20 protein-coding genes are annotated in these 26,451 nt (G+C 65.6%); 14 read left to right on the top strand and 6 right to left on the bottom strand.

Annotated features, from left to right (window positions below):
* The first annotated feature begins 1 nt into the window (after position 1).
* Both HAP40_RS30140 and HAP40_RS30135 read left to right on the top strand, forming a co-directional pair.
* On the top strand, positions 2-1,876 hold the full coding sequence (locus HAP40_RS30140; protein ID WP_208024870.1) for a TRAP transporter large permease subunit: 1,875 nt from the start codon (positions 2-4) through the stop codon (positions 1,874-1,876).
* A gap of 13 nt (positions 1,877-1,889) precedes the next feature.
* Positions 1,890-2,867 (top strand): hydroxyacid dehydrogenase, encoded by a 978-nt coding sequence (locus tag HAP40_RS30135; protein ID WP_166814371.1) that lies wholly within the window; start codon positions 1,890-1,892, stop codon positions 2,865-2,867.
* A 90-nt stretch (positions 2,868-2,957) separates the two neighbouring features.
* On the opposite strand, the gene HAP40_RS30130 is transcribed toward HAP40_RS30135, so the two are convergent.
* Positions 2,958-4,115, bottom strand: coding sequence for an ABC transporter substrate-binding protein (locus HAP40_RS30130; RefSeq protein ID WP_166814372.1), 1,158 nt, complete (start codon positions 4,113-4,115; stop codon positions 2,958-2,960).
* Between the two features lie 291 nt (positions 4,116-4,406).
* On the opposite strand from HAP40_RS30130, the gene HAP40_RS30125 reads away from it, so the two are divergent.
* The 3 genes from HAP40_RS30125 to HAP40_RS30115 all read left to right on the top strand — a co-directional run bounded on the left by HAP40_RS30125 (position 4,407) and on the right by HAP40_RS30115 (position 9,698).
* The gene (locus HAP40_RS30125; protein ID WP_166814373.1) at positions 4,407-6,836 is read left to right on the top strand and encodes a bifunctional diguanylate cyclase/phosphodiesterase; all 2,430 of its coding nucleotides are present in this window, start codon (positions 4,407-4,409) and stop codon (positions 6,834-6,836) included.
* Positions 6,837-7,005: 169 nt separating this feature from the next.
* Positions 7,006-8,304 carry an MFS transporter gene (locus HAP40_RS30120; RefSeq protein ID WP_166819283.1) on the top strand — a complete coding sequence of 433 codons (1,299 nt, stop codon included), beginning with the start codon at positions 7,006-7,008 and terminating at the stop codon, positions 8,302-8,304.
* A 197-nt stretch (positions 8,305-8,501) separates the two neighbouring features.
* Positions 8,502-9,698, top strand: a complete 1,197-nt coding sequence (locus HAP40_RS30115) for an MFS transporter (RefSeq protein ID WP_166814374.1) — start codon at positions 8,502-8,504, stop codon at positions 9,696-9,698.
* Between the two features lie 13 nt (positions 9,699-9,711).
* Here HAP40_RS30115 and HAP40_RS30110 read toward each other — a convergent pair whose 3' ends face one another.
* Complete coding sequence (locus tag HAP40_RS30110) at positions 9,712-10,323, bottom strand: TetR/AcrR family transcriptional regulator (protein ID WP_166814375.1); 612 nt, start codon at positions 10,321-10,323, stop codon at positions 9,712-9,714.
* 131 nt (positions 10,324-10,454) lie between these two features.
* On the opposite strand from HAP40_RS30110, the gene HAP40_RS30105 reads away from it, so the two are divergent.
* From HAP40_RS30105 to HAP40_RS30090, 4 genes are all read left to right on the top strand, one after another.
* Positions 10,455-11,699 (top strand): cytochrome P450, encoded by a 1,245-nt coding sequence (locus HAP40_RS30105; protein WP_166814376.1) that lies wholly within the window; start codon positions 10,455-10,457, stop codon positions 11,697-11,699.
* A gap of 155 nt (positions 11,700-11,854) precedes the next feature.
* Positions 11,855-15,544, top strand: coding sequence for an AsmA family protein (locus tag HAP40_RS30100; protein ID WP_166814377.1), 3,690 nt, complete (start codon positions 11,855-11,857; stop codon positions 15,542-15,544).
* 229 nt (positions 15,545-15,773) lie between these two features.
* Positions 15,774-16,892, top strand: coding sequence for a DUF2336 domain-containing protein (locus tag HAP40_RS30095; RefSeq protein ID WP_166814378.1), 1,119 nt, complete (start codon positions 15,774-15,776; stop codon positions 16,890-16,892).
* Between the two features lie 29 nt (positions 16,893-16,921).
* Positions 16,922-17,161 carry a hypothetical protein gene (locus HAP40_RS30090; RefSeq protein ID WP_166814379.1) on the top strand — a complete coding sequence of 80 codons (240 nt, stop codon included), beginning with the start codon at positions 16,922-16,924 and terminating at the stop codon, positions 17,159-17,161.
* A gap of 45 nt (positions 17,162-17,206) precedes the next feature.
* On the opposite strand, the gene HAP40_RS30085 is transcribed toward HAP40_RS30090, so the two are convergent.
* Positions 17,207-18,175 carry an AraC family transcriptional regulator gene (locus HAP40_RS30085; protein ID WP_166814380.1) on the bottom strand — a complete coding sequence of 323 codons (969 nt, stop codon included), beginning with the start codon at positions 18,173-18,175 and terminating at the stop codon, positions 17,207-17,209.
* 222 nt (positions 18,176-18,397) lie between these two features.
* Here HAP40_RS30085 and soxC point away from each other — a divergent pair, with 222 nt between their 5' ends.
* From soxC to HAP40_RS30065, 4 genes are read left to right on the top strand one after another with little or no spacing between them, the layout of a single operon-like run.
* Positions 18,398-19,669: a sulfite dehydrogenase gene (gene soxC / locus HAP40_RS30080; RefSeq protein WP_166814381.1), complete on the top strand. Its 1,272-nt coding sequence runs from the start codon at positions 18,398-18,400 to the stop codon at positions 19,667-19,669.
* Positions 19,656-20,204, top strand: coding sequence for a c-type cytochrome (locus HAP40_RS30075; protein WP_166814382.1), 549 nt, complete (start codon positions 19,656-19,658; stop codon positions 20,202-20,204). Before soxC ends, HAP40_RS30075 begins: the two co-directional genes overlap by 14 nt.
* A 7-nt stretch (positions 20,205-20,211) precedes the next feature.
* The gene (locus tag HAP40_RS30070; protein ID WP_166814383.1) at positions 20,212-20,682 is read left to right on the top strand and encodes a DUF302 domain-containing protein; all 471 of its coding nucleotides are present in this window, start codon (positions 20,212-20,214) and stop codon (positions 20,680-20,682) included.
* A gap of 45 nt (positions 20,683-20,727) precedes the next feature.
* On the top strand, positions 20,728-21,141 hold the full coding sequence (locus HAP40_RS30065; RefSeq protein ID WP_246741244.1) for a hypothetical protein: 414 nt from the start codon (positions 20,728-20,730) through the stop codon (positions 21,139-21,141).
* Here HAP40_RS30065 and HAP40_RS30060 read toward each other — a convergent pair.
* Positions 21,071-22,789, bottom strand: coding sequence for a response regulator (locus HAP40_RS30060; protein ID WP_166814384.1), 1,719 nt, complete (start codon positions 22,787-22,789; stop codon positions 21,071-21,073). The two genes, HAP40_RS30065 and HAP40_RS30060, sit on opposite strands and share 71 nt — an antisense overlap.
* Complete coding sequence (locus tag HAP40_RS30055) at positions 22,786-24,303, bottom strand: ATPase domain-containing protein (RefSeq protein WP_166819284.1); 1,518 nt, start codon at positions 24,301-24,303, stop codon at positions 22,786-22,788. The genes HAP40_RS30060 and HAP40_RS30055 overlap by 4 nt, the downstream gene beginning before the upstream one ends.
* Before the next feature lie 547 nt (positions 24,304-24,850).
* Between HAP40_RS30055 and HAP40_RS30050 the strand changes: the two genes are divergently transcribed.
* Positions 24,851-25,609: an outer membrane protein gene (locus HAP40_RS30050; RefSeq protein ID WP_166814385.1), complete on the top strand. Its 759-nt coding sequence runs from the start codon at positions 24,851-24,853 to the stop codon at positions 25,607-25,609.
* Positions 25,610-25,704: 95 nt separating this feature from the next.
* Here the strand turns inward: HAP40_RS30050 and HAP40_RS30045 are convergent, their stop codons facing one another.
* Complete coding sequence (locus HAP40_RS30045) at positions 25,705-26,388, bottom strand: helix-turn-helix domain-containing protein (RefSeq protein ID WP_166814386.1); 684 nt, start codon at positions 26,386-26,388, stop codon at positions 25,705-25,707.
* Positions 26,389-26,451: the final 63 nt, after the last annotated feature.

Raw genomic sequence — 26,451 nt, 5'->3', positions numbered from 1 at the left:
GATGACCAAGTCCGACGTGGCAATCACCGCCGCCGGGCCCGTCGCGGCCGGCCGCCACGGCAGCATCGCGCTGCTGCTGCGCGCCAGCGACGCGATCGCGGCCGTCCTGCTCGCTGCCGACCTCGTCGTGGTCTGCGCCTCCGTGCTGCTGCGCTTCTTCTTCAACGCGCCGGTCGAATGGTCGGACGACGTCGCGCGGGGGCTGATGGTCGGCTCGGCCTTCTTCGGGGCGGCGAGTGCGCTCGCGCGCGGCGAGAATGTCGGCGTGTCGTTCTTTCGCGATCTCTTGCCCCTGCGGCAGCGCACGCTGGTCGATGCCGCGAGCGCCCTGCTGGTCGTCCTGATCTCGGGTTATGTCGCTTACCACGCCATCAAGCTGGGCGCGCTGACGGCGGGCCAGACCACCGGCTCAGGCCTGCCGCTGGAGCTGACCTTCTACCCGATGGGCATCGGCGCGCTGTTCATGACGGTGTTCGCGATCGATCATCTCTGCGCGCGGCCGCTCCCCGACATTGTCAGGGGCCTCGTCGCCATCGTCGTCGTGTCCGGCCTCTATCTCGCTTGGGATTACCTGTCGCCGTCCTCGGTGCCGTCAGCGGGCTCGCTGATGTTCGTCGGATTCTTCGCCACCCTGTTCGGCGGGTTGCCGATCGGCTTCGCGCTGGCGCTGGCCGCGCTGATCTTCATCTGGGTCGAGGGCGCGCTGCCCGGCGTCATCTTCGCGCAGCAGATGGCGCGCGGCATCGACAATTTCGTGCTGCTCGCGATCCCCTTCTTCATCCTCGTCGGCTACCTCATGGAAGCCAACGGCATGTCGGTGCGCCTGATCGAGCTCTTGCAGCGAGCGGTGGGCCGCATGCGCGGCGGCCTCAACGTCGTGATGGTGGCCTCGATGGTGCTGTTCTCCGGCATCTCCGGCTCGAAGATGGCGGACGTCGCGGCGGTCGGCTCGGTGCTGATTCCGGCGGCGCGCCGCTCCAAGCAGAACCCGGGCGGCGCGGTGGCGCTGCTCGCAGCCTCCGCGGTGATGGCGGAGACGATCCCGCCCTGCATCAACCTGATCATCCTCGGCTTCGTGGCGAATTTGTCGATCGGCGGCCTGTTCGTCGCCGGCCTTTTGCCGTCGGCGCTGATGGCGCTGGTGCTGATCGCTGTTTCGATCATCTTCGGCAAGCGGCCGGCGCAGGTCGAGGAGGTCGAGCCGCAGATGCCGGTGTCGGGCCTGTGGAGCGGCGCCATCGCCTCGTTCGGCCTGATCTTCATGATCTTCTTCGGCTTCAAGAGCGGCTTTGCCACCGCCACGGAGATATCGGCGTTCGCCGTCGCCTATGCGCTCATCGTCGGCAGCGTGGTGTTCCGCGAGCTCGGCTTCAAATCGGCCGCGCACAGCTTCGTGCAGGCGGCGACGCGTGCCGGCCTCGTGCTGTTCATCGTCGCCGCCGCGCAATCGCTGGCGTTCACACTGACCCTGCAGCAGGTGCCGCATGCGGTCGGTGACTTCATGCTCGGCCTGTCCAAGACCTCGGGTGTCTGGCTGTTCATCCTGCTCGCGATCGCCGTGCTGATCGTGATGGGTTCGGTGCTGGAGGGTGCGGCGGCACTGATCATCTTCGGGCCGCTATTGATGCCGGTCGCCGTGCAGCTCGGCATCGATTCCCTGCATTTCGGCGTCGTGCTCGTCATCGCGATGGGCATCGGGCTGTTTGCGCCGCCGCTCGGGCTCGGGCTTTACGGCGCCTGCCTGATCGGCAATGTGCCGATCGAGCAGACGGTGAAGCCGATCATGGGCTATCTCGGCCTCTTGTTCCTCTGCCTGCTCCTCATCGCCTTCGTGCCATCGCTCTCGACCGCGCTGCCGCGCGCGTTCGGCTACTGAAGGAACTCGTATCGTGAAAGTCCTGCTGGCCCACACGCCGCAAATGCGGCGCAACTACTACGGCGATCGCAGCCTGAACGGCTTGCGCGCGGCCGCCGAGGTGATCCTGCACGAGGGGAACGATCCGCTCGACGCCGCCGGCCTCGTGCGCGCGGCGAACGACGCTGACATCATCGTGGCGGACCGCATGACGGAGGGCCGCGGCGAGATCTTTGCGCAATTGCCGCGCTTGCGGGCCTTCGTCCGTTGCGCCGTCGACATCCGCAACGTCAATGTCGAGGCCGCCTCGCAAGCCGGCGTGCTCGTCACCCGCGCCGGTCCCGGCTTCGTGCAGGCGGTCGCCGAGCTCGCGCTCGGCTTCATGGTCGATCTCTCCCGCGGCGTGTCACGCGCCACGGCCGACTATCAGGCGGGCCGGAAAGCGGAGGCGCGGATGGGCCGCCAGCTCGCCGGCAGCCGCATCGGCATCATCGGCTATGGCAGCATCGGGCGCTATCTCGCCGAGGTGGCAAAGGTGCTGCGCATGGAGGTGCTGGTCTCCGATCCCTTCGCGACCGTCAGCGACGCCGCGATCCGGCAGGTCGGTCTCGACGAGCTGCTCGCCGCATCGGACTACGTCGTCTGCCTTGCGATCGCCAACGAGCAGACCGAGAATCTGATCGGCGAGGCGGCGCTGGCGCGGATGCAGAAGCATGCCGTCTTCATCAACCTCTCGCGCGGCAATCTCGTCGACGAGGCGGCGCTGGCGCGCGCGTTGCGCGAGGGCCGCATCGCCGGCGCGGCCATGGATGTCGGCCGTGCGCCCGACCAGATGCCGACGCCGGAGCTGGCGAAGCTGCCCAACGTCGTCGCGACGCCTCATGTCGGCGGGCTGACGCCGCAGGCGATCGAATATCAGTCGCTGGAAACGGTGCGTCAGGTGGAAGCGATTGTCAAAGGCGAGGTCCCGCAAGGCGCCGTCAACGCCGACCGCTGGACGCGGCGGCCTTGAACAGGGCTGTTGCTTTCGTGCTGGCACCGGATGACATGTGGCTTCCGCATCGTCATGGCCGGGCTTGTCCCTGCCATCGACGCCTTGCCGCTACAGCCGGTCCACTGCCTTGAACGTCCCGTCCTTCTGGATCACCGTCAGAAACACCTTCGGCGGCGTGTCGAGCATGCGCATGCCGACGGTGACGGTGGTGCCGCTGATATCGAAGCGGCCGACATCGTTGATAGTGCGCAGCAGGCCCGCGCGCGTCGGATTCGGTCCGGCCTTTTCCAGCGCGGCGGCCGCGAGGCGGCCGGAGAGATAGCCTTCGAGTGACACGAAATCCGGCGCCAGCGTCGGATCGAACGCCGTCTGCGCCGCCTGGTAGTCGGCGACGAGCTTGAGCGAGCGGTCCCAGGGCGACGGCACGACCTGCGAGACGATGACACCTGCGCCCTCGGGGCCGAGCTCCGCGGCGAGTGCGTTGGCGCCGACGAAGGAAATGTTGACGAAGGTCGGATGAGCGCCGCTGCGATGGGCGAGCTTGATGAACTCCGCGCAGGGACCGTAGGTCCCGACCATGACGATGGCCTCGGGGTCGGCACGCTTGATCATGCGCCAGGCCTGGGCGACCGCGCGGGTGTTGCGCTCGAAGGTGCCTTCGGCGGCGAGCTCGAGGCCGCGCTTGGCGAGCGCGCGCTTCACGCCGGCAAGGCCGTCGCGGCCGAAGGAATCGTCCTGGTAGAAGATGCCGATGCGGGTGAACTTGCGATCCTCGGTGAGATGCTTGATCCAGGCCTCCGCCTCCGCGCCATAGCTCGCGCGGATGTTGACGACGTTGGGAAGCTCGAGGTCGCGCAGGAACTCGGCGCCGCTAAACGGGCCGATGAAGGGCACGTTCCTGGCGCTGGTGATCGGAATGGTCGCCATCGCGGTCGGCGTGCCGACCGCGCCGATCAGCGCGAACACCCTGTCGCTCTCGATCAGCCGCAGGGTCTGCGCCACCGAACGGTCGGGATCGTAGCCGTCGTCGCGGCTGATGAGCTGGAGCTTGCGGCCGTGGACGCCGCCCTTGGCGTTGATCTCGGTGAACGCGGCGATGATGCCTTCGCGCATGCGCTGTCCGAGCGCGGAGGAGGGGCCCTCGAGCGCGGCAGCCTGGCCGAACAGGATCGCATCGTCGCTGACGCCGGCCTCCTCGGCCTTCGACGGCGCGGCGAGCAAGACGATGGTCAAGGCGATGAATGTCGCGAAGCGCGATCGTGTCATGAGAGGGCTGGCCGGATGCTGGACGCGGTGCGGCGACGATAGCGCGATCGGACTGAACAGGTCGCTAACCCGTGGTGCGCCGGCCGGCCGTAAGACTCCGGGTGAAACAGGCAAGTTGTCGTCATTCTGCAGCATCTCTCAATGGCTTCGTTAACTAAGCCGCGTGATGTGGAACGTTGCAGTTGCGAAATTGTGCAGTTCTTAACCGCAATCCCTGTCCGATAGTCCTGCCGGCCGCTCAACCAGAAGTTCGGGTCGCCGCGCATTGGGGAAATACGGATCAAGATCAAGATGGGCGGTCGCGATCAGAAGGATCAGGATCGGAAGGGGGAGACTGGATGGTGGCGTTTCGCGCCGCTGTTCCGGCTCTATCGTCCTGCGGTCGTCGCGGTCGGCGTCGGTTTGCTGTTCTCGGCCGTGGGCGCGGCCGCCGTGGCGCGATGGGAGGGCCGCGTCAACAGGATCGAGTTCGAGAACGCGGCCGAGACCGAAGCGATCGTCATGCAGAACGGCATGAACGAGTACATATCGAGGCTCGTCGCGCTGCGCACGCTGTTCGAATCGACCAACGAGGAAATCACCCGCAGCGAATTCGAGACCTTCAGCGCCCGGCTGTTCGAGCGTCATCCCGGCATGCTGCGTATCGCCTGGCTGCCGCGCGTCAGTCGCAAGGAGCGCGCCGAATACGAGGCCGCGGCGATCACCGACGGCGTGTCCGGCTATCGCATCAAGTCGCTCCAGGGCGACGGCTTCGCCGTCGCGCCGCAGAGCGACGAATATTATCCGGTGTTCTACTCGACCCAGCCGAAGACGTCGGCGGTCTACGGCATGGATTACGCGACGGTGCCGGATCGCCGCGCGGTTCTGGAGCGCGCGCGCGACAACGATCGGGTGGCCGCCATTCGCACGCGCTTGTACGAGCCGAGGGACGGCAGCCGGCTGCCCGACGTCCTCGTCGCCATTCCCGTCTACGCCAAGGGCACATCGCGCGAGACGGTCGCGGACCGGCGCCGCAATCTCGCCGGCTTCGTCGTCGGCGTCTTCGACCTGCCGCTGCTGGTGCAGTCCATTCGCGTAACGACCGGAGCAAGCCCCGCCGTCAGCGTGAACGTCTATCCGCCCTTCACGGGACAGATCGTCAGCCTGCAGCAGACGCAGCCGGACTATTCGTCGGCCGCCACGGCGCCGCAGTCGATGCGCGACGTCGCGCGCGCCCTGCATTGGTCGGGCACCCTCAAGATCGGGGATACCGATTGGCAGGTGCGCGCCATGCCGACGGCGGGCGGCCCGCTGGAGACGTCCTACGACCGCGCCGCCGCAGTTCTTGTGGTCGGCATGCTGCTGACGCTGTCGCTGTCGACCTATCTCATGCTCGCAAGCCGCAACTCGCGGCGGCTGTCGCTCGCGAACCGGCGGGTGCTCGAGCTCGCCCAGACCGACATCCTGACCGGACTGCCGAACCGCGCCTTCTTCCTCGCCCGGCTCGACGAGCTCAATGGCCGGCTGGCGGACGGCGGGCCGACCTTCTCGATCCTGATGCTCGACCTCGACCGCTTCAAGAACGTCAACGATTCGCTCGGTCATGGCGCCGGCGATGCGCTGCTGCGCCAGGTGGCGCAGCGGCTGAAATCCGCCGTGCGCGCCGGCGACGTGCTGGCGCGGCTCGGCGGCGACGAGTTCGCCATCATCCAGGAAGCGTGCGAGGACCAGCGTGCCTGTTCGACCGAGCTCGCTGGGCGGATCGCCAAGCTCGTCACCGAGCCGTTCCTGTTGCCCGGACATCGCGTGGAGATCGGCACCAGCATCGGCATTGCGATCGCGCCGGATCACGGCCGCGACCAGGAACAGCTCCTGAAAAAGGCGGACCTTGCGCTCTACCGCTCGAAATCGGCGGGCCGCAACTGCTTCACCATCTATGACGAGGCGATGTCGGCCGAGCTCGAGGCGCGCAATACGCTGGAGGGCGACCTGCGCGACGCCATCGCGCGCTGCCAGCTTGAGGTTCACTACCAGCCGTTCGTCGACGCGATCTGCGGCGAGCGGCGCGGTTTCGAGGCGCTGGTGCGTTGGCGGCACCCGACGCGCGGGCTGATCCCGCCGGACCAGTTCATTGCGCTCGCGGAGGAGACCGGACTGATCGTGCCGCTCGGCGAGTTCGTGCTGCGGCGCGCCTGCACCGACGCAGCTGGCTGGCCCTCCGAGCTCGCGGTCGCCGTGAACCTGTCGCCGATCCAGTTCAAGGAGGCCGACCTGTTCGAGGTGATCTGCGCGGCGCTCGCCGATTCCGGCCTGTCGCCGCATCGGCTCGAGATCGAGATCACCGAATCCGTGCTGCTCGAACGCGGCGGCGAGAACCACGCCTTCATGGAGCGGCTGAAGGGCATCGGCATCGAGCTCGCGCTCGACGATTTCGGCACCGGCTATTCCTCGCTGAGCTATCTCACTGCGTTTCCGTTCGACAAGATCAAGATCGACAAATCGTTCATTCGCAATCTCACGCTGCAGCCGCGCAGCTCGGCCATCATCTCCTCGATCGTGACGCTGGCGCGCGGACTGGACATGTCGGTCACCGCCGAAGGCGTCGAGACCCGCGAGGAGTTCGAGCGGCTGAAGGCGCTCGGCGTCAATTTTGCGCAGGGCTATCTGTTCGGCCGTCCGCAGCCGATCGAGCGGATCGCGTTCGACGCGCCGGTCACATCGTCACGCCTCGACGCTGCCTGAGCGCTCGGCCTTCATGGTTCGAGACGCCCCGGGGCGTCTCGACGGATGGCCGCAGAAGAGCGGCTCTCAAACGCGATCGCCCTCCCGCTCACGAGGCATGCGCGAAATTCGCTTGACCCCGGCATCCCCGGATGGTCGGTAGGATCGTCCAGGGATGAAACACACAAACATGCGGCTTCCGTTCTTCTACGGCTGGGTCGTGGTCGCCGTGACCTTCGTCACCATGGCCATCGGCGTCAACGCGCGCACGGCCTTTTCATTGTTCTTTCCGCCGATCATCTCCGAATTCGGCTGGGAGCGTGGCGTCACTGCGGGCGCCTTCTCCTTCGGCTTCGTGGTGTCGGGTATCGTCAGCCCGTTGATCGGCCGCCTGATGGATCGCGCTGGCCCGCGCGCGGTGATGGAGCTCGGCGTCGTGCTGATGGGCGGCGGGCTGCTGCTTGCCCCGCTCACCAGCGCGCCCTGGCATCTCTATGTCACCATCGGCGTCATGGTCGGCGCCGGTTCGGTATGCCTCGGCTATTCCGGCCAGTCGCTGTTTCTGCCGAACTGGTTCATCCGCAAGCGCGGCTTTGCCATCGGCATCGCCTTTGCCGGCGTCGGCATCGGTTCGGTGACGCTGCTGCCGTGGGTGCAGCACTTGATCGAACAGACCGGCTGGCGTACCGCCTGCACCGCGATGGGGCTGCTCGTCCTGATCGTGCTGGCGCCGATCAATGTGCTGCTGCGCAAGCGCCCCGAGGATATCGGCCTGCAGCCGGACGGCGATGCAGCTCCGGCCGCGGGAGCGGCAAAGGCCGTCTCCAACATCGTCGATCCCGTCTGGGTCGAGACCGAATGGACGCTGAAACGCGCCGTCGCGACCGCGCGGTTCTGGTGGATCGCGTTCGGCTATTTCTGCGGCCTGTACATCTGGTACGCGGTGCAGGTGCACCAGACCAAATTCCTGCTCGACATCGGCTTCAGTCCCGGCGTCGCGGTGTGGGCGCTCGGCATCGTCAGCCTGCTGGGCATTCCCGGCCAGATTCTGCTCGGCCATGTCTCCGACCGGATCGGACGGGAATGGGTCTGGGCGATCAGCTGCGCCGGCTTTGCGATCTGCTTCGCCGCGCTGATGGCGCTGAAGTTCCAGCCGTCATTGTGGCTGGTCTATCTCATGGTGTTCACGCAGGGCCCGCTCGGCTACGGCCTCACCTCGATCATGGGCGCGGTGGTGTTCGAGATCTTCCAGGGCAGGCACCAGGGCAGCATCTTCGGAACGATCATGCTGGCCGCGCTGGCGGGCGGTGCGGCCGGGCCCTGGGTGACCGGCTTTCTCTACGATCGCACCGGCGACTATACGCTCGCCTTCGGCATCGCCATGATCATGAGCGGCTTGTCGGCGCTCTCGATCTGGCAGGCGGCGCCGGGCAAGGTACGGGCCGTGGCCGGCCGGCTGCACAAGCTCCAGGGTCGAACCGCCGAGTAGGTTAGCCGACGACAAGGTCTGCAGCCACCATGTGCTGATGGGCGAGTATCGGCTTGGATATGCCCCTCTGGATTCGCGCCGGCACAGCGAATATCAGGGGCACCTCAGTCACAAATCAAGGTTTTCTCAAGGGCTTTCTGCTGCGCGCCCGTCATGATTGGGCGCAATTGGACCGATCGATGCAGGAAGGTCGTGAGATGTTGCGATATCGAGCCTGGTACGTGACGGGATCCGCGGCCCTGATGCTTGCGCTGATCATGGGCACCCTGGTCAACGGCCTCACGGCCTTTTTCGTCCCGATCGAGGCCGCCGAGGGTTGGGGACGCTCGGAAATTGCTGCGATCAACAGCTTTGGACTTGTCGGGATCGCGGTCGGAAGCGTGATCATGGGATTCGTTTCCGATCGCCTCGGCATCAGGCCGATCTGTCTGATCGCTGTGACCGCGATGGGGGCTTGTCTGCTTTTGACGGCCCATGCTGACGCGGTCTGGCAGCTCTATGTGATCTTCTTTCTCGCCGGTGCATTTAGCGGAGGCGCGCTGTTCGCTCCGATTTTCGCGACGGTCGGAAACTGGTTCCCGACTTCGGCGGGTCTCGCGATCGGTATTGCCGCCGCGGGGCAGGCTGTTGGGCAGGGGGGCGTACCCTTCCTTTCCGCATTTCTCATCGAGCGCTTTGGCTGGCGCGGCGCGATGATTGCGTTGGGAGCGGCCGTTCTCGCGATGCTTCTGCCCCTGGCCGCGTTCATGCGCGATGCGCCGGCGTCGTCGTCCGGAGGTGGCGCGGCCCAAGCCCCTCCGATCCGATCGACGCTTGCCGTTCCCATCCTCAGCGTGGCGGTGTTCTTTTGCTGCGCCTGCATGGCGGTGCCGCTCATGCATTTGATGCCTCTCATTCAAGGCCTCTGCATTCCCGCGACCGATGCTGGTGGCGTCATGCTCGCCATGCTACTCGCCGCCATCGCCGGTCGGATCGCCTATGGCAAGCTGTGCGACATGATCGGCCCGCTGTCATCGTGGGCGGTGGCCTCATCGCTCCAGACCGCCGGCGTCCTGGCCTTCACGCAGTTTACGTCGCTTCGCGGCTTCCTGATCTTTTCGATCGTGTACGGCTTCGCTTACGCCGGCGTCATGACGAGCGTGCTGGTCTCCGCACGTGCCTTGACGCCGCCGGCACAGCGCGGTGCCCTGATGGGAATCATTCTCGCATTTGCCTGGATCGGCCACGCTTTTGGCGGATATCAGGGCGCCGCGACCTTCGACCTGACCGGAAGCTATATGACGGCCTTCGCGATTGGCTCCGCCGCCGGCCTCTTGAATCTAGCTCTGGTGATGACCCTGTTGGTGCTCTCGCATCGCGGTCGTCTGCCGGCCGCCGCAAGCGTGCCGGCCTAAGCCTCCAGCGACTTCACTCCGCCGCCAGCCCGGTCCTCCGGCGCAAATCCGTGATCGCGCGCAAAAAGCTGTCGGCCGGCGTCGTCTCGGGATCGATCAGCCGGTGCAGGCGAAAGCCGTCTTCCAGCGCCAGCACCACGGAGGCGATCCAAGGCGGGTTCAGCGCCTCGCCCTTCGCCTTGCCCTTCAACGTCGCCTCGACGATGTCGGCAACCAGCTTGCGCCGCGCGCGCAGGCGTTTGGCGAGCTCGGGGCGGCGCTTCTCGGCGCGCGCGACGAACAGGATCATCTCGATGTGCAGCAGCGGCGAGCGGCCGAGCGGGTCCTGCCTGCTGCGGTCCATCGTCTTCAACGCGGCGATGAAATCGTCGAGATTGTCGTGCTGTGCGAGGATGTCGAGGTTTCGGCGGATCGACTGCTCGACATGGTCCTCGAGCATCGCGATGATGAGCTCGTCCTTGCTCTTGAAGTTGGAGTAGAACGCGCCGCGGGTAAAACCCGCGGCCGTCGCGATCGCCTCGATGCTGGCGCCGCCGATACCGTCCTCCTCGAACACGCGCGCGGCCGCCTCGAACAATTTGTCGCGCGTATCGTCCCTGGTCGGCCTGGTTCTCACCCTTGACATCGGAGCAGTTTAGGGCAAAATGCAACTCGATACAACAATGTATCGAGTTGATCTTTCGAAGGGATGGTTACGCCGGGTTCTTGGGGCGACCTTGCGTATTCGTGTCATGCGGCAACCGGTCTGAGGTCACCATGAACGAGCAAGCGCAACCCGCGAACCAAGGCACAAGCGGCGGTCCGTTGTTCAACCCGCTGTCGCCGGATTTCATCCGCGATCCCTATCCGCATTATGAGCGGCTGCGCACGATCGATCCGATCCATGTGACGCCGTTCGGCCAGTTCGTCACCAGCCGCCACGTCGATGTCAGCCTCGTGCTGCGCGACAGGCGCTTCGGCAAGGATTTCGTCGAGCGTTCGAAGCGCCGCTACAGCGAAAAGATCATGGACGAGCCGGTTTTCCGCAGCATGAGCCACTGGATGCTGCAGGCCGATCCGCCCGACCATACCCGCCTGCGCGGCCTGGTCGTGAAGGCCTTCACCGCGCGCCGCGTCGAAGACATGCGGCCGCGCATCCAGGAGATCGTCGACCAGACCATCGATGCCGTGATCGACCGCGGCCACATGGACCTGATCGAGGATTTTGCCTTCCGCCTGCCTGTGACCATCATCTGCGAGATGCTCGGCATTCCCGAGGAGCACCGCGAGGTCTTCTACAAGAGCTCGCGCGACGGCGGGCGGCTGCTCGACCCCGTGCCCTTGTCTCCGGAGGAGATCAAGAAGGGTAACGAGGGCAACCTGATGGCCCAGATGTATTTCCAGCAGCTGTTCGAGCTGCGCCGCAGGAATCCCGGCGACGATCTCATCACCCAGCTCGTGCAGGCCGAGGAGGACGGCCACAAGCTCACCAACGAGGAACTGACCGCCAACATCATCCTGTTGTTCGGCGCCGGCCACGAGACCACCGTCAATTTGATCGGCAACGGCCTCCTGGCGCTGCACCGCAATCCGGACCAGCTCGCGCTCCTGAAGGCGCGGCCCGAGCTGATGGCGGGCGCGGTCGAGGAATTCCTGCGCTACGATTCCTCGGTGCAGATGACCGGGCGCGTCGCGCTGGAGGACATCGACGATCTCGGCGGCGCGAAGATCCCCAAGGGCGAGACCGTGCTCTGCCTGCTCGGCTCGGCCAACCGCGATCCGGCGGTCTATCCTGACCGGCCCGACCGGCTGGACGTCACCCGGCAGAACGTGAAGCCGCTGTCGTTCGGCGGCGGCATCCATTTCTGCCTGGGCGCCCAATTGGCGCGCATCGAGGCCGAGATCGCCATCGCCACGCTGCTCCGCCGGTTACCGGATTTGCGCATCGACGACGTCGAGAACCCGCAGTGGCGGCCGACCTTCGTGCTGCGCGGCCTGACGCGCCTGCCGGCGAGCTGGTGAGGGCGCGAGCAGTTAACCTCCGCGCGCAACAGTCGCTGTGACTTCGCCACACTTCCCCTTATATAAGGGGCTGTTCCGGCGCGCCTGAAGCCTCAAGGCCAAGGTTTGCAGGGCCTGGGTTTGGCCCGGGTGCCGGTTTGGCCGAGGGGAGACCCGTGCAGACGACGCTGCTCGGATTGGCGATTGCCTTCATCATTGCGCTGCTGGCCGCGCTGATCGGGCCTTACTTCATCGACTGGAACCAGTTTCGGCCCCAGTTCGAGGCGGAGGCGACCAGGATCATCGGCGTGCCGGTGCGGGTGGCGGGCGAGCTCGACGCACGGCTCCTGCCGGCGCCGACCTTGCGGCTGCGTTCGGTCACCCTCGGCGGCAACAACGATCCCGGCCGCGTACGCGCCGACAAGCTCGACGTCGAGTTCAGCCTCGGCTCCCTGATGCGCGGCGAATGGCGCGCCACCGAGCTGTCGGTGGGCGGCATGGCGGTCGATCTCGGGCTCGATGCGCGCGGGCGGGTCGATCTGCCGTCGACCGCGAGCGGCACCTTCAATCTCGCCTCGCTCGCCATCGAGCGGCTCAATCTGACCGGCCGCATCGCGCTGCACGATGCCGCCAGCCGTTCGACGCTGGAGCTGAACGACATCGTCTTCTCCGGTGACGTGCGCTCGCTGGCCGGCGCGGTCCGCGGCGAGGGCAGTTTCAGCGCCAGCGGGGTGCGCTACCCGTTCCGCATTTCCTCCGGCCCGAGCGCCGACGGCAACGCGACCCGCCTTCACCTCAACATCGATCCGGGCGAGCGCGCGATCCTCGCCGATCTCGACGGCGTGCTCGCCTTCGACAACCGGCTGCCGAAATTCGACGGGGCGCTGACCCTTGCCGTGCCCGCGACGAAGAAGGCGGGCGAGGCGGGCCCGATGCCCTGGAAGCTCACGACCAGGCTCAAGGCAGATCCGGCCGGCGCCAAATTCGAGCAAATCGACGCCAGCTTCGGCGCGGAGGACGCCGCACTCAAGCTCGGCGGCGTCGGCGACCTCAAATTCGGCGCCTCGCCGCTCTTGCGCACGGTGCTGTCGGCGCGGCAGGTCGATGCCGACAAGCTGGCTGCCAAGGATGCTGCGAAGGATGCTGCGAAGGATGCAGTCAAGGGCACCGCCACTGACGATGCCCAGCCGCAGCGCGTGCTGCAGGCGCTGCGCGCAGGACTGGCCGCGATCCCGCAGGCGCCGATCCCGGCGCAGATCGAGTTCAACTCCGACCAGATCATGCTCGGCGGCCGTCCGCTCCAGAACATCACCGCCGAGCTTCAGACCGACGGACGCTCCTGGACCTTCCGGCGGCTCGAACTGCGCGCGCCCGGCATGACGCAGCTCTCGCTCAATGGCGCGACGCCCGGCGCCGACAGCTTCAGCGGCCGCCTCAGCGTCGAATCCTCCGACCCCGATACGCTGGTGGCCTGGCTTCAGGGCCGCAGCGAGGTCAACCGCCGCAGCACGCGGCCGCTGCGCCTTGCCGGCGAGGTGACCATCGCCGCCAACCATCTCGCCATCGACCGGCTGAAGGCCGAGATCGAAGGCGGCGCGGTGGAGGGACGCATCGCCTTCGTCCAGAGCGGCGCGAGCAAGGGCTCGCGGATCGATGCCGAGCTCAAGGCCGACCGTCTCGACCTCGACGCTGCCGCAAGCTTCGTGCGCGCGCTCGCGGGGCCGCAAGGCGAATGGCCGGAAGAGGCCAAGCTGTCGCTCGATATCGGCCGCGCCGTTTCCGCCGGTCAGGAGCTGCGGCCGTTCGCGGCAAAGCTCGGCTACGGTCCGGCGGCGCTGTCGCTGGAGCAATTGCGGTTTGGCCAGGCCGGCGGCGTCACCACGGAGGCGAGCGGCAGCTTCGATCGCACCCATGCCACCGGCAAGTTCGCGCTGAAATCGTCGGCCAATTCGCTGCGCGAACTCACGGCGCTGATCGAGCCGTTCTCGCCCGCCGTGCGTGCACGGTTCGATGCCATCCCGGCGCTGCCAGGCGCAACCCGCCTCAAGCTCGACCTCAGCCTCGACAAGAACGCCGAACATGCCGATCGCAGCAACGCCCGCGTCGTGTTCGATCTCGACGCGCCGCAGCTCAAGGCGAGCGCGACGCTGGCCGCGCAGATGCCGTCGGCCGCCATTGGTGGCGTCGACATCGAGAAGGTGAGCAACAGCGACTTCACGCTCGAGACGAAAGCATCGACGCCGCAGGCCGGCGCGCTCTTGGCGCTGCTCGGTCTCGATCGCGTGGTGGCCGCGGGCGAGGGCGCTTCGCAGTTCGAAGGCAAGATGACCGGCGCCTTTCGGCGGCCGCTGCAGGTGAACGCGAAGCTCAGCGGCGGCGGGCTGGACGCGGATGCGCAAGGCAGCTTCGACTGGCCGGCGTCCAAGGGCAGCGCCAGCCTGCGCGTCCGCAACGCCAATCTGGCGCCGCTGCTCGGGACCAGCGCGACCGACAAGTCCGCGCAGAACGTCAGCCTGTCCGCCCGCGTCGGGCTCTCAGGCAATCGCTTGACCTTCGACGATCTCGACAGCAGCGCGGCCGGCTCGCATCTGCGCGGCCATCTCACCGTGACACTCGATCAGGAGAGGAGTGTCGAGGGCGAGGTGGGGCTGGATACGCTCGATCTTGCGCCCGCGCTCGCGATGGCCATCGGCGCTGCCGGACGTGAGTCCGGCGAGCCTCTGAGCCCGGGGCTCGTCAGTGGCTGGCGCGGCCGCATCGTCTTCCAGGCGCTGCGCGGCACATTGCCCGGCGGCATCGAGCTGCGCCCCGTCGGCGGCACGATCCGGAGCGACGGCCAGTCGCTCGCGCTCGATGCGCTCAAGGGCAATGTCGGCGGCGGCGATATGTCGGCAAGCCTCGATGCCCGCAATGGCGCGGGTGGCCTGACGGTGAATACCCGCATCGAGCTGCGCAATGTCGATGCGACCACGCTGCGCTTCCGCGATCTTTCGCTGCCGAAGGGACGCGCCTCGGTGCAGATGGCGCTGACCAGCCAGGGGCGCAGCGTCGCGGCCCTCACCGGGGCGCTCGCCGGCAACGGCACGGTGACGCTCGATGCTGCCGAGATTACCGGCCTCAATCCGCGCGCCTTCGAGATCGCCATTCGCGCCAGCGACGGTGGCCAGGTTGCCGACGACAACAGGCTGCGGCAGCTGGTCGAGCCGGCGCTGTCGGCCGGCCCGATCAAGGTGGCCTCGGCGCAGATCCCGTTCACGATCCGCGACGGCCGCCTGCGTGTCGGCGCGACGCCGCTGGAAGCCAAGAACGCCCGCGCCATCGTCTCCGGCGGCTACGACATCCCCGCCGACCAGGCCGATATCCGCGCCAGCCTGACGCCGATCATGAACGGGCTCTCCGGCGCTCCGCCGGAGATCCAGCTGTTCGCGGCAGGTCCTCCCGATAAGCTGAACCGCACTGTCGATCTTGCGCCGCTGTCCTCCTGGCTCGCAGTGCGCACGATCGACCGTGAAACGCGCCGGCTCGATGCGATCGAGCGCGGCGAGCCGCCGCCGGCCACCGCCGCGCTGCCGACGCTGGTCTCGCCCGATGCGGCACCCGAGCAGGCGCCGGCCAATGTGCCGCTGCCGGGCCAGGATCCGCGCCGCATGCCGGCAAAGCCCAAGGTGGAATCGAGACCCGCGCCGGCGCCGAAACCGCCGCAAGCCGCTCCCGCTGCTCCAAGCCCGCCAGCCACGAGCCCGCCGCTCGCAAGTCAGCAGCTTGCCCCGCTGCCGCCGCCGATCGACGTCAAGCCGGCCCCGGGTCCAGCGCCCGCCAAGCCCAAGCCGAGGCCGCCGCTGGTACTGACGCCGCAGAATCCGTGAGATCGAGGTCGTCTGCCCGGGGAGACAAGGTCTCGAGGTTCATTCCGCAAGTGCAAGCTTTCACCTGCCGGTAAATTCATTCCCTCGCATTTGAATGAATTCTGGTCGGCAAAACTGATTTGCCGATTTTACTGAATTCTCGCGTTTGATCCCTAATGTCGGTTCCTGAGGAATCCGATGTCTCGCCACGAGCGGCGGGACAGCTGCCACAAGAATTGGGGTTATCGAGATGGACGGGGCGAAGACGCTGCTACAGGATCTGGACGACGCGATCGCGCGCGGCACCGACGAAAGCCGGGCGCGGGCGCTGTGGCATGCGACCGACATCCTGATCACCGGCCGCTACAGCGACGACGAGATCAGCATGTTCGGCGACGTCATCGGCCGGCTCGCCGACGAGATCGAGGTCGCCGCGCGCGCGCAGCTCTCGGAAGTCATGTCGGCGTGCGATCACGCCCCGCTCAACGTTATCGAAAAGCTTGCCCTCGACGACGAGATCGAGGTCGCCGGTCCCGTGCTGCGCGACTCCACCCGCATCAACGAGCAGATGCTGGTCGAGAGTGCCATGACCAAGGGCCAGGCGCATCTGCTCGCGATCGCCCAGCGCCAGTCGATCGGCGAGGCCGTGACCGACGTGCTGGTCAAGCGCGGCAACCAGGAGGTCGTGACATCGGTTGCGAAGAACGAGGGCGCGCGCTTCTCCGGCTCGGGCCTGCTGCACATGGTTCGCCGGGCCGAGGGCGATTCGATTCTCGCCGAGCAGCTTGGCCTGCGCAAGGACGTGCCGCGCCACATCTTCCAGCAGTTGATCTCGAAAGCCTCCGAAGACGTCCGCCGCCGGCTCGAGACCGAGCGGCCCGAGATGATGGCGCAGATCCAGAGCTCGGTGACCGAGGTCACCGGCGATCTTCAGTCCAAGTTCGGCCCGTCCTCGCGCAGCTATTTCGTCGCCAAGCGCGTGGTGACGACACAGTACCGTCAGGGCAATCTCAACCAGGACTCGATCTCGAACTATGCGCGCCAGCACCGCTTCGACGAGGTGCAGATCGGCCTGTCGCTGCTGTCGGCGCTGCCGGTCGACGTGATCGAGCGCGCGCTGATGGACCGCAACCGCGAGATGATCCTGGTGCTGTGCAAGGCGCTCGATTTCTCCTGGGATACGACGATGTCCCTGCTGTTCCTCGGCGCCAAGGATCATCTGATCACGGCGCGCGAGCTCCAGGACAATGAGCGCGAGTATGGCCGGCTCAAGATCGAGACCTCGCGCAGCATCCTGAAGTTCTACCAGTCGCGCAAGAACAGCGTGGGTGCCGATGCGGGCCGTCAGCCCGAACTTCAAGTCCATTGACAGGTCCACTGAAGAGGGGAGTGTCTGCCATGTTGCCTCAATTCGGCACCGCGGTTCGCAAGAAGGTCAACAAGGTGGCCGCCGCCGATCTCGGTGGCGGTGCGCCGGACAAGGCGTCGGTCGACGCCGCCTGGCTCGTGCTGGAAGCCGCCAACGATCTCGGCGACCACGCCGCGATCGAGGCCTGCCGCCGCGTCATCGACGCCGAGCTGAACGGCACGGTGGCGCGTAGCGCGGACCTCGACCTCGTGCTGGGATATTTCAGGTAGGAAGCCGTAGCGACGCCGCCATCATCTGGCAGTCTCTCCGAAGGTTCAGCCGGCGCGAAGCCGCTGGTCCCGATCGTTGTCACGCCCCGGTTCTGCCATCCTCAGCGCGCCAGGGCGCATGCCGTATCTGCGCATGATGGCCTTGCTCAAGGCGCTTTCGGACGCATACCCGACGTCGCTGGCGATCTTTGCAATCGGATCGGAGGTGCCAGCCAGCCGCTGACGCGCGATCGCCATTCTCAGATCGGACAGGAACGTCATCGGCGCGATCCCTGCACGCCTTCGAAAGATACGTACCAGCGTCGCCCGCGAGGAGATGGCGACTGCCGCCATCTCCTCGAGCGTCCAGGCCCGGGCAAGATCATTGAGGATCGCCAGCACCACGCGTGCGGTCGCGCGGTCCCGCAACAGCGAGACCGTATGATTGCCGGAGTCGATATCCGCAAGGTGATCGCGGAGCATCATGACGAACAGGGCCCTTGCAAGATCGCCCGCGACGATCTCCGCCCCAACTTGTCCAGCATCGAGTTCCCAGCGGATGTCGACCAGGAGGTGCCGAAACCGTTCGAGGTGCGGCTTTCCCGCCGTGCGCACGACGATTTCATCGGGCAGGGCTGCAATCAGCGGGTTGTCATCCGCCATCTCGAACAGGAAGCGGCCGCACAGCAACTCGGTGTCGGCAGGGGCCTCGACCGTCGTGCGCTCGCGAACACCGTTCCTGATCTCGGTCGAGATCCTCCCTGCGAGACCGTTTTCCCGGCTTCGGACCAGATGACTGTCGCCGTGCGGCAAGAGCAGAATGTCGCCGGCGTCCAGCCGCTGCGAGCTCAGGCCCGGCCTTTCCACGAGGCAAGAGCCGCGCGTCACCATGTGGAATTGTGCCCATCCCCTGCCGTTCGGCGCGTGTAACGACTCCCAGCTGCCGCCGAATCGACAGGAATCGTCGATCACCGGACGGATTCTGAACAGCGGGACCATCGCCTTCAACAGCTCGTTCGTCTCGGTCCCCGGCATTGGGCACTCCTGATCCGCGCGGACATGACGTCGATCCGCCCGGCTATTACGCGCAGTGGCAGGTGCCTCTAAACCACAAACAAATCATCGAGTCATCGCGGACGAGGCACTGCCGATGGCCTCCCAAACAAGCTGATCGGTAGGTCTGGCGGCGTTCGGTCGATGTCACCGGATGAATCCGGACGGCATTTCCAAAAAGCACGATTATCGACGGGAGATCGTATGACGTCCAAGACAGAAAGCGAATCGTTGCCACGACCCGCGCGCGTGTCTCGTCGCGGCTTCGTGGGGGGCCTGTCTGCGGGCATCTTGGGGGCGGCGGCGAGCGAGGCGGCCCGGGCAGAGACGCTGGCTGATGTCCCCGATCGTGGGCCTGGGGCCGATCTCGGCGCGCACAGCGAACGGTCCCGCTTCGCCAAGCTCGATCGGATTCCCGAGGCCGCGCCGGGCAAGCGCAATGTCGACCCGGGCGATGCCATCAACTCCAAGACGCCGCACCAGAAGCTGGTCGGCAATATCACGCCAACCGATCTGCATTACGAGCGCAGCCATTCCGGCGTGCCCGATATCGACCCCGCCCAGCATCGGCTGCTCATTCACGGCAAGGTGCAAAAGCCGCTGATCCTCAATGTCGAGGACCTGAAGCGGATGCCGTCGGTCACGCGCGTGGTGTTCATCGAATGCACCGGCAATGGATGGGAAAACTGGAAAAAGGCCGATCCGGATCTGACGGTACAGAACACCCATGGCCTCGTCAGCACCAACGAATGGACCGGCGTGCCGTTGAAATTCCTGATCGATCTCGTCGCCAAGGACAAGGGCTCGACCTGGATGCTGGCGGAGGGAGGAGACGGCGCGGGCGTCGACCGCAGCATTCCGCTCACCGAGGAGATCGTGAACGAGGCTTTTGTCGCCTATGGGCAGAACGGCGAGCCGCTCCGGCCCGCGCACGGCTTTCCGATGCGTTTGGTGATGCCGGGCTTCGAGGGCAACCTCAACATCAAATGGTTGCGCCGCCTCAAGTTCGGCAACGAGCCCTGGATGACGCGCTGGGAGACCGCGCGCTACACGCAGCTGCTTGCGAACGGCAAGGCACGGCAGTTCCAGTTGAGGATGGAGACCAATTCGGTCATCACGCAGCCGTCGGGCATGATGCAGATCCAGCCGGGCTATAACCGCATCTCCGGCCTGGCCTGGAGCGGCCACGGCAGGATTGCCAAGGTCGAGGTCTCGACCGACGGCGCCAAGACATGGAAGGCGGCGCAATTGAGCCAGCCGGTGTTGTCCAAGGCGCAGGTCCGATTCCAGATGGATTGGGTCTGGGATGGCAAGCCGACCAGGATCGTGAGCCGCTCGACTGACGAGAAGGGCAATGTCCAGCCGGACCGGCAGTCCTTCATTGCCGCGATGGGCACCAATGCCCTGTTTCACTACAACGCTCAGCAGACCTGGAGCATCGACGAAGCCGGGAGGGTCCGCAATGTCCTCGCATGACAGGCTGTTTCTTGCCGGCATTCTCGCCGTCGCTCTGCTCGCGGGACCCGCGCTGGCATTCGATTTCGGCCGTCCAGCGACGCCCGCCGAAATCAAGCTGTGGGACATCGACGTCGCGCCAGACGGCAGGGGCCTGCCTGACGGCAGCGGCACGGCAGCACAGGGCAAGCAGATCTTTGCGGACAATTGCGCGGCCTGTCATGGCGACAACGGCCAGGGCGGGATCAAGGATCGTCTCGCCGGTGGACAGGGCACGCTCGCCTCGAACACGCCGGTGAAAACCGTCGGCAGCTTCTGGCCCTATGCAACAATCCTGTTCGACTACATCCATCGCGCGATGCCGTATCCGACCCCGGGCTCGCTCAGCACCGACGAGACCTACGCCGTCACCGCCTACATCTTGAGCCTCAACGGCATCGTTCCTGCGGACGGCAAGGTCGACAAGGAAAGCCTGCCGAAGATCAGGATGCCCAATCGCGACGGCTTCATTCCTGAGCCTGAATTCGACCCCGCCAAGCTGTTCCGGAAGAAGTGAGCGGGTGATGAGGCCTTCGGGACTGATCGGGATCCTCGCTCTGATCGCAGCGATATGTTCATGGGAGACACAGGCAATGGCCACAGACGGACTCATCACCATCAAGAGCAGTTTCGGACCCGCAGACACGATGAAGCGGCTGGAGACCGAAGTGACGGCCAAGGGTCTCACCGTGTTCGCGCATGTCGATCACGCGGCGGGCGCCGCAGCGGTCGGCCTGCCATTGCGGCCGACCGATCTCATTATCTTCGGCAATGCCAAGGGCGGCACGCCCTTGATGCAGCAGGCGCAGACCATCGGCATCGACCTGCCGCTCAAGGCGCTGGTCTGGCAGGACGAGCAAGGTGCGACCTGGCTGTCTTACAACGACCCGGCCTATCTTGCGGGACGTCATGGTGTGGGCGAGCCGGCGAAGGCTGCCATCACCGCAATGACCGGCGCCCTGCATGCGATCGCAACCAAGGCAACGGCGCCGTAGCGTCATGCGACGGCCGCGCAACGCGCGTGCTCTCGGGAGATCTCCATGACCAGCACCTCCGGAGAACCCACCCCGACCGGCCCGCGCGAGGGCCGGCTCGCCAGATGGCTGGTCATCGCGGTGCTGTGTGCAATGCTCCTCGGCGCCATCGCGTTCGGCTATTTCGGCTGGTTCAGCACGGACACCAAGGTGCCGGAGGCGGGCTATGCCGCGCTGGCGCTCGGCGTCGTGTTCTCCCTGGTCGTCGGCGTCGGCCTGATGGCGCTGGTGTTCTACAGCAGCCGCAAAGGCTATGACGAACCGGCAGTGCTGATCCGAGAGCCGCAGAGCGAGCCGGAGAGCGACGTCGGGGATGGGCGCGGAGATCGTACCGGCACAAAGGCCGAATTCACGAGCCCAGCAGAGAACCCAGGCGCTTCGACCCCGACTCGGATCGACCGTCCGGCTTTGCCGCGCTGAGGGCCGCGGCCAGCTCGTCGAGGTGGTACGGTTTCGCCAATATCTGGATACCCGCCGCTTCGGCCTCCTGAATCGCCGCTTCCGCATATCCGCTGGTCAGCACGACTGGGACGTCGCTGCGCCGTTTCCTGATCTCTCGTGCAAGTTCGACCCCGTTCATGCCGCCCGGCATCATGATGTCCGAAAAGACCAGATCGACGGTACGTCCATCGGCCAACGCGCCGAGTGCAGCTGCAGCGCTGGCGGCCCGTGTGACCTGGTAGCCAAGCTGATCAAGCATCTCGCCGACGAGGGCGGCGACCTCGTCGTCGTCTTCGACCAGCAGGATCTGGCCCTGGCCGTCCTTCTTCGGACGTGTCATCCTGTTGAGCTCGATCAGGTGGCGCTGCTTGGAGGCGAGATTTCGCGAGCGAGGCAGGTACAGCTCGATGCTGGTGCCATGGCCGACTTGCGATTTGATGCGGACCGTTCCGCGCGATTGGGTCGCGAAGCCGTGGACCTGCGCCAGCCCAAGGCCGGATCCCTTGCCGACGTCCTTCGTCGTGAAGAACGGTTCGAAGACCCGCGACAGGATTTCCGGACCCATGCCGACGCCGGTATCGATGACGGACAGCCGCACGTAGTCGCCCGCAATGTCCGCATCACGCAGGTCGGGCAGGTTCTCGCCGCGGACGGTGATGGTCCCGCCATTGGGCATCGCATCGCGGGCATTGACGGCCAGATTGAGAATGACGAGCTCGAGCTCGCCCGGGTCGACCTCCACCGCCCAGAGCTGATCCGGAAAATCGAGCTCGACATGGACGTCGCCCCGCAGGCTTCGATCGAGCAGTTCGCGCATGCCGCCGATCTGCGTGGCGATGTCGACGGGCTCGGGACGAAGCGTCTGCCGGCGCGAGAACGCCAGTAGCTGCTTGGTCAGGCTGGCGCCGCGCTGCGCGGCCTGGATCATGCCGTCCATCAGGCGGCGACGACGGCTCGGGTCGGTCTGGCGGTCGAGCAAGTCGAGGCCGCCGGAGATCACCATCAGCAGATTGTTGAAGTCATGCGCCACGCCGCCGGTGAGCTGGCCGATGGCCTCGATCTTCTGGGCCTGGCGGAGCGTCTCCTCGACCCGGGCGCGCTCCTTCATTTCGAGGCGAAGCTGCTCGTTGGCTTCCTCCAGCGCCCGCGTCCGCTCCACCACCAGCTTCTCGAGCTCCTGCGCCGTCTGCTCGCGCGCGGCGAGCAGGGCCCGGATTTCGTACTGGCGCCGCCGTGCGCGCAACGCCGATTGAACGGCGCTGGTCAGCGTCATCGGCTGCACCGGCCGCTCGAGCAGCGAAACGTTGCGCAGAAGCGCGACGATGTTGCGCCGCCAGGCCATGACGGCCGGTTGCTCGCGGTGGCTGGTCAGGACGACGAAAGGCAGGTCGGACCAGGGCGGCTGGTTCTCGATCCATTGTGCCAGCGATGCCGTGTCCTTGCCGAACAAGGCTTCCTCGGCGAGGAAAACGGCACCGGCGCCGGCGGCGATCTCGCTGACGAGCTCGGGAAGATCTCTGCAGTTGACGGCCTGCAGGCTCGATCCTCTGAGCAACTCGACAGTTGCAGGTCCGTCGCGGCCGATCGGAGCGAAGACGAGAACGTTTTGATCTCGCTCGACGCTCATTCAGCGGCCCCTTCCGACGACATCGCCGGTCCGGTATAGTGCGGAGTGCCGGTGAAGATGCCGCTGAAATCCTTGAGAGGCGGACCGAGCTTGATGCCTGAATGCGTCAGTCTGAACTCGCGGATCGTATGCTCGTGATGTCCGCTGCGCTTCTTGACCACCGAGAGAGCGCGGCGCACGGTCCCGCCGAGTTCGAAATAGCGCAGCATGAGAACGGCATCGCTGAGATAGCTGATGTCGAGATTGGTATCCGTCGGCCCGACCAGCCCATGTTGCGCAAGGATCAAGATCGTGAGCACGCCTTGCTGCGCGAGGTAGCTCAGGAGCTCGTGCATTTGCAGGATGAGAAACCGCTCGTCCGGCATCGCGTTCAGGTAGCCGTTCAGGCTGTCGATGATGACGATGCGGGCATTGTCGCGTTCGACGCTCGCGCGCACATTCGCCGCGAACTCGCCGGGCGAGAGTTCGGCCGGATCGATTTGCTGGAAGCGGATTCGGCCCGACTCGAGGTGCTGCTCGAGCCCGAGGCCGAGTGTCCGCGCGCGCGCTTCAACCGTGCCGCGACCTTCGTCGAAGGCAAAAAAGACGGCATGCTCGCCGCGCTGGGCCGCCGAGATTGCGTAGGTCAGGGCGACCGAGGATTTACCCACGCCGGCTGCGCCGATGAGCAGCGCATTGGTGCCGCGCTCGAGGCCGCCTCCGAGAAGCTGATCGAATTCGGCGTTGCCGCTCGTCGTGAACTCTCCGAGGAAGGATCTGTGATGTTCGGCCGCCACCAGACGGGGGAAGATCTTTAGACCACCTCTATCAATGATGAAGTCGTGGAAGCCGCCGCGAAATTTGATACCGCGCATTTTGATCACGCGAAGCCGCCGCCGCTCCGCGCCGTAGTCGAGCGCGAGCTGTTCGAGCATGACCACGCCATGCGCGATCGAATGCAGTTGCAGATCGTCCTGGGACGATGAGAGGTCGTCGAGCAGGACGACCGTGCAATTGCGGGTGGTGAAGAAATGCTTCAGGGCCAGCACCTGGCGCCTGTAGCGTAGCGGGTTCTGGGCAAGCAGCCGGAGTTCGGACAGGCTGTCGAGCACCACGCGCGTCGGATTGATCCGTTCGACTTCCTTGAAGACGAGATTGGTGGTTTCGTTCAGCTCCATCTCGGCGGGATGAAACACCGTGAGCTCTCGCTCGGGATCCAGCGTCGTTTCGGGCGGCACCAGTTCGAAGATGTCGACGCCTTCCAGCGACCAGCCGTGCCGCTGTCCGACCACGGTGAGCTCGCGTTTAGTCTCGGAGAGGGAAATATAGAGGACGCGTTCACCGTCGCGCACGCCTCGGAGCAGAAACTGAAGTGCTATCGTGGTCTTGCCGGTGCCGGGCCTTCCTTCATAGAGGTACATCCGGTTGGCGTCGAAACCGCCGCCGAGGATATCGTCCAGGCCCTCGCTGCCCGTGGACACTCTCGGCAAATCCTTGAGCTCGCTGTCTGCAGCAGCCTTGGATGGACCGGTCATTGAACCCCCTTGCGAAAGTCTTTCCGAAAGCCCGCACTTGCCGCGGGCGCCCAAGCCCAGGGGGCTGGACCGAACGAGGTCCATACGAGGAACTCTTGAACGGAGATCAAGTTCCCAGGGACAGGCATTGTCGCATGCCGGCGGACCATTCTCTTTAAGCGGTGTCGGGTCCAAACTGGACCGCGAGCGATTCCCCGGAGGCCGACGTCGGTTTGTCTGGCTCAATGCGGCCTTGACGGCTGGATGCGGCAATCACGACGTCTTCGCCGTGAGCAGGTAGTTCGCCTGCTCCAGCAACCCGACACGATGCGCCGTTCCCGGCATTCGCGATGCCGATGAGGGATGGCAACTTCAGCTCAACGCTTGCAGTTTCAAACGCCGCTAAGCACGATTCCGTGCATAGAGTAGAGCGTTTGAGTGTTGCCATTTTGTTACGGCCGAAAGCCGGCGCCTGCGTAAACTGCAGGTTGTTCGCAGCATTTGTGGACGCCAGCCTGCACAAAGGCCTCGCTTCTGACGGAAGATATTTAAGCAAAGGGGGGACTAGATGAAAAAGTTGACGATAGCTGCGATTGGTTTCGCGGCGCTGAGCTTGGCGGCTCCATCTGCCAAGGCAGCTGACATGGCCGTCAAGGCGGCGCCGCCGGCACCGGTGGTGGCGGTCTACAGCTGGAGTGGATTCTACATTGGTGCGAACGGCGGCTGGGGGCAGAGCCATGGTTGCGTCGACTTCGTCACGACCGTCGGGACGGTAGCAGGTGGCTGCGCCGATCGCTCTGGAGGCCTCGTCGGTGGACAGATCGGGTACCGCTGGCAAACCAATCAATTTGTGTTCGGCCTCGAGGCGCAGGGCGACTGGGCCGACATCAAGAACACGCGCGTCAGCCTGATCGATCCGTTGATCTCGACCACTGGCAAGATCGACGGCATTGGGCTGCTCACTGCGCAAATCGGTTGGGCATGGAACGCTTCGCTGTTCTACGTGAAGGGCGGCGCCGCCGTGACGCGCAACCGCTTCGATGTATTCAATAACGTCACGGGGGTTGGCCTCGCTTCGGCAGGTCATACGCGCTGGGGCGGTGCCCTGGGTGTCGGCTGGGAATACGGCTTCACACCGAACTGGTCGTTCGGCATCGAGTATGACCATCTCTGGATGGGGCGTGACAATTTCGGATACGCAGGCCTCGTCACGCCTGGCGGGTTCGTCCTCACCGGCAGCGGGGTTAGCCAGGATGTGGACATGGTTACGCTTCGGCTGAACTACCGCTTCGGCGGTTACGGGGCGCCGGTCGCAGCTCGCTATTGATCTTGAGTCTTCCCAGTGAACTTAGGCCCCGGCATCGCCCGGGGCCTTCTCTTTGCGTCCCCCGATCAATCGCTGGGATTCAGCCGCCTTCGCCGTCAATTCTGCCGGTCGAATGCCGCGAGTTGCTGCATGTCCAGGATGACGAGGTGACGCTGGTTGTTGTCGATGAAGCGGAGGATGCCGAGCTCGCGCAAATACGACAGCGACCGCGAGATGGTCTCGATCGTCAGGCCGAGATAATCCGCGATGTCGCGCCGGGTCATCGGCAGCGCCAGGATACCTGCGGCAGTGAGCCGTCCGTTCATTTCGATCAGGAAGGCGGCAACCCGCTCCATCGACCTCTTGCGCCCGAGCAGAAGCATGTGGTTCTCCGCATGCCGAAGATTCGTCGTGGCCATGCGGAGCAGATTCCTGGTCAGCGCGCCGTCATTTTCGGCGGCACTGTCGAGGCTCTCGCGCCTGATCAGGCGCACGGTCGTGTCCACCACGGCTTCTGCCGTGAAGCGATGCACCCCGCCGTTCTCCAATCCGAAGATGTCGCCGGGGACATGGAATGCGTTGATCTGCCGGCGTCCGTCGGGCAGCAGCTTGTAGCTTCGTACCGTCCCCGACTTGACTTGGTAGATATACTCGGCGGGCTCCTTCTCGCCGTAGATCTCGCTACCGCGCCGGTATTTGAACTCGCTCAGGCTGATCATCGGATTGGAGTCCGCGATCATTCCGAGTTCACTGAGAGAATGCGGGCGGGGCAGGGAAGCCGAGGTCAAGTGCATCAGCATCGGACCAACTCCTCAATCTCATGACGATCGGGTTTGTCAGTCGCAGCGCGTGAGACTCGGGGG

Origin of the sequence: Bradyrhizobium sp. 1(2017) (assembly GCF_011602485.2) — a bacterium.
Classification (GTDB): Bacteria; Pseudomonadota; Alphaproteobacteria; order Rhizobiales; family Xanthobacteraceae; genus Bradyrhizobium.
The sequence above is the reverse complement of the archived record's forward strand: the minus strand, read 5'-3'. Positions and strand labels throughout refer to the sequence as shown.

Coding starts and splice junctions, on each gene's coding strand:
- HAP40_RS30105 (WP_166814376.1), top strand. CDS start 10,455: ATGAACGAGCAAGCGCAACCCGCGAACCAAGGCACAAGCGGCGGTCCG.
- HAP40_RS30070 (WP_166814383.1), top strand. CDS start 20,212: ATGAGGCCTTCGGGACTGATCGGGATCCTCGCTCTGATCGCAGCGATA.
- HAP40_RS30055 (WP_166819284.1), bottom strand. CDS start 24,303: ATGACCGGTCCATCCAAGGCTGCTGCAGACAGCGAGCTCAAGGATTTG.
- HAP40_RS30085 (WP_166814380.1), bottom strand. CDS start 18,175: ATGCCGGGGACCGAGACGAACGAGCTGTTGAAGGCGATGGTCCCGCTG.
- HAP40_RS30045 (WP_166814386.1), bottom strand. CDS start 26,388: ATGCTGATGCACTTGACCTCGGCTTCCCTGCCCCGCCCGCATTCTCTC.
- HAP40_RS30095 (WP_166814378.1), top strand. CDS start 15,774: ATGGACGGGGCGAAGACGCTGCTACAGGATCTGGACGACGCGATCGCG.
- soxC (WP_166814381.1), top strand. CDS start 18,398: ATGACGTCCAAGACAGAAAGCGAATCGTTGCCACGACCCGCGCGCGTG.
- HAP40_RS30060 (WP_166814384.1), bottom strand. CDS start 22,789: ATGAGCGTCGAGCGAGATCAAAACGTTCTCGTCTTCGCTCCGATCGGC.
- HAP40_RS30115 (WP_166814374.1), top strand. CDS start 8,502: ATGTTGCGATATCGAGCCTGGTACGTGACGGGATCCGCGGCCCTGATG.
- HAP40_RS30120 (WP_166819283.1), top strand. CDS start 7,006: ATGCGGCTTCCGTTCTTCTACGGCTGGGTCGTGGTCGCCGTGACCTTC.
- HAP40_RS30065 (WP_246741244.1), top strand. CDS start 20,728: ATGACCAGCACCTCCGGAGAACCCACCCCGACCGGCCCGCGCGAGGGC.
- HAP40_RS30140 (WP_208024870.1), top strand. CDS start 2: ATGACCAAGTCCGACGTGGCAATCACCGCCGCCGGGCCCGTCGCGGCC.
- HAP40_RS30090 (WP_166814379.1), top strand. CDS start 16,922: ATGTTGCCTCAATTCGGCACCGCGGTTCGCAAGAAGGTCAACAAGGTG.
- HAP40_RS30050 (WP_166814385.1), top strand. CDS start 24,851: ATGAAAAAGTTGACGATAGCTGCGATTGGTTTCGCGGCGCTGAGCTTG.
- HAP40_RS30110 (WP_166814375.1), bottom strand. CDS start 10,323: ATGTCAAGGGTGAGAACCAGGCCGACCAGGGACGATACGCGCGACAAA.
- HAP40_RS30130 (WP_166814372.1), bottom strand. CDS start 4,115: ATGACACGATCGCGCTTCGCGACATTCATCGCCTTGACCATCGTCTTG.
- HAP40_RS30125 (WP_166814373.1), top strand. CDS start 4,407: ATGGGCGGTCGCGATCAGAAGGATCAGGATCGGAAGGGGGAGACTGGA.
- HAP40_RS30075 (WP_166814382.1), top strand. CDS start 19,656: ATGTCCTCGCATGACAGGCTGTTTCTTGCCGGCATTCTCGCCGTCGCT.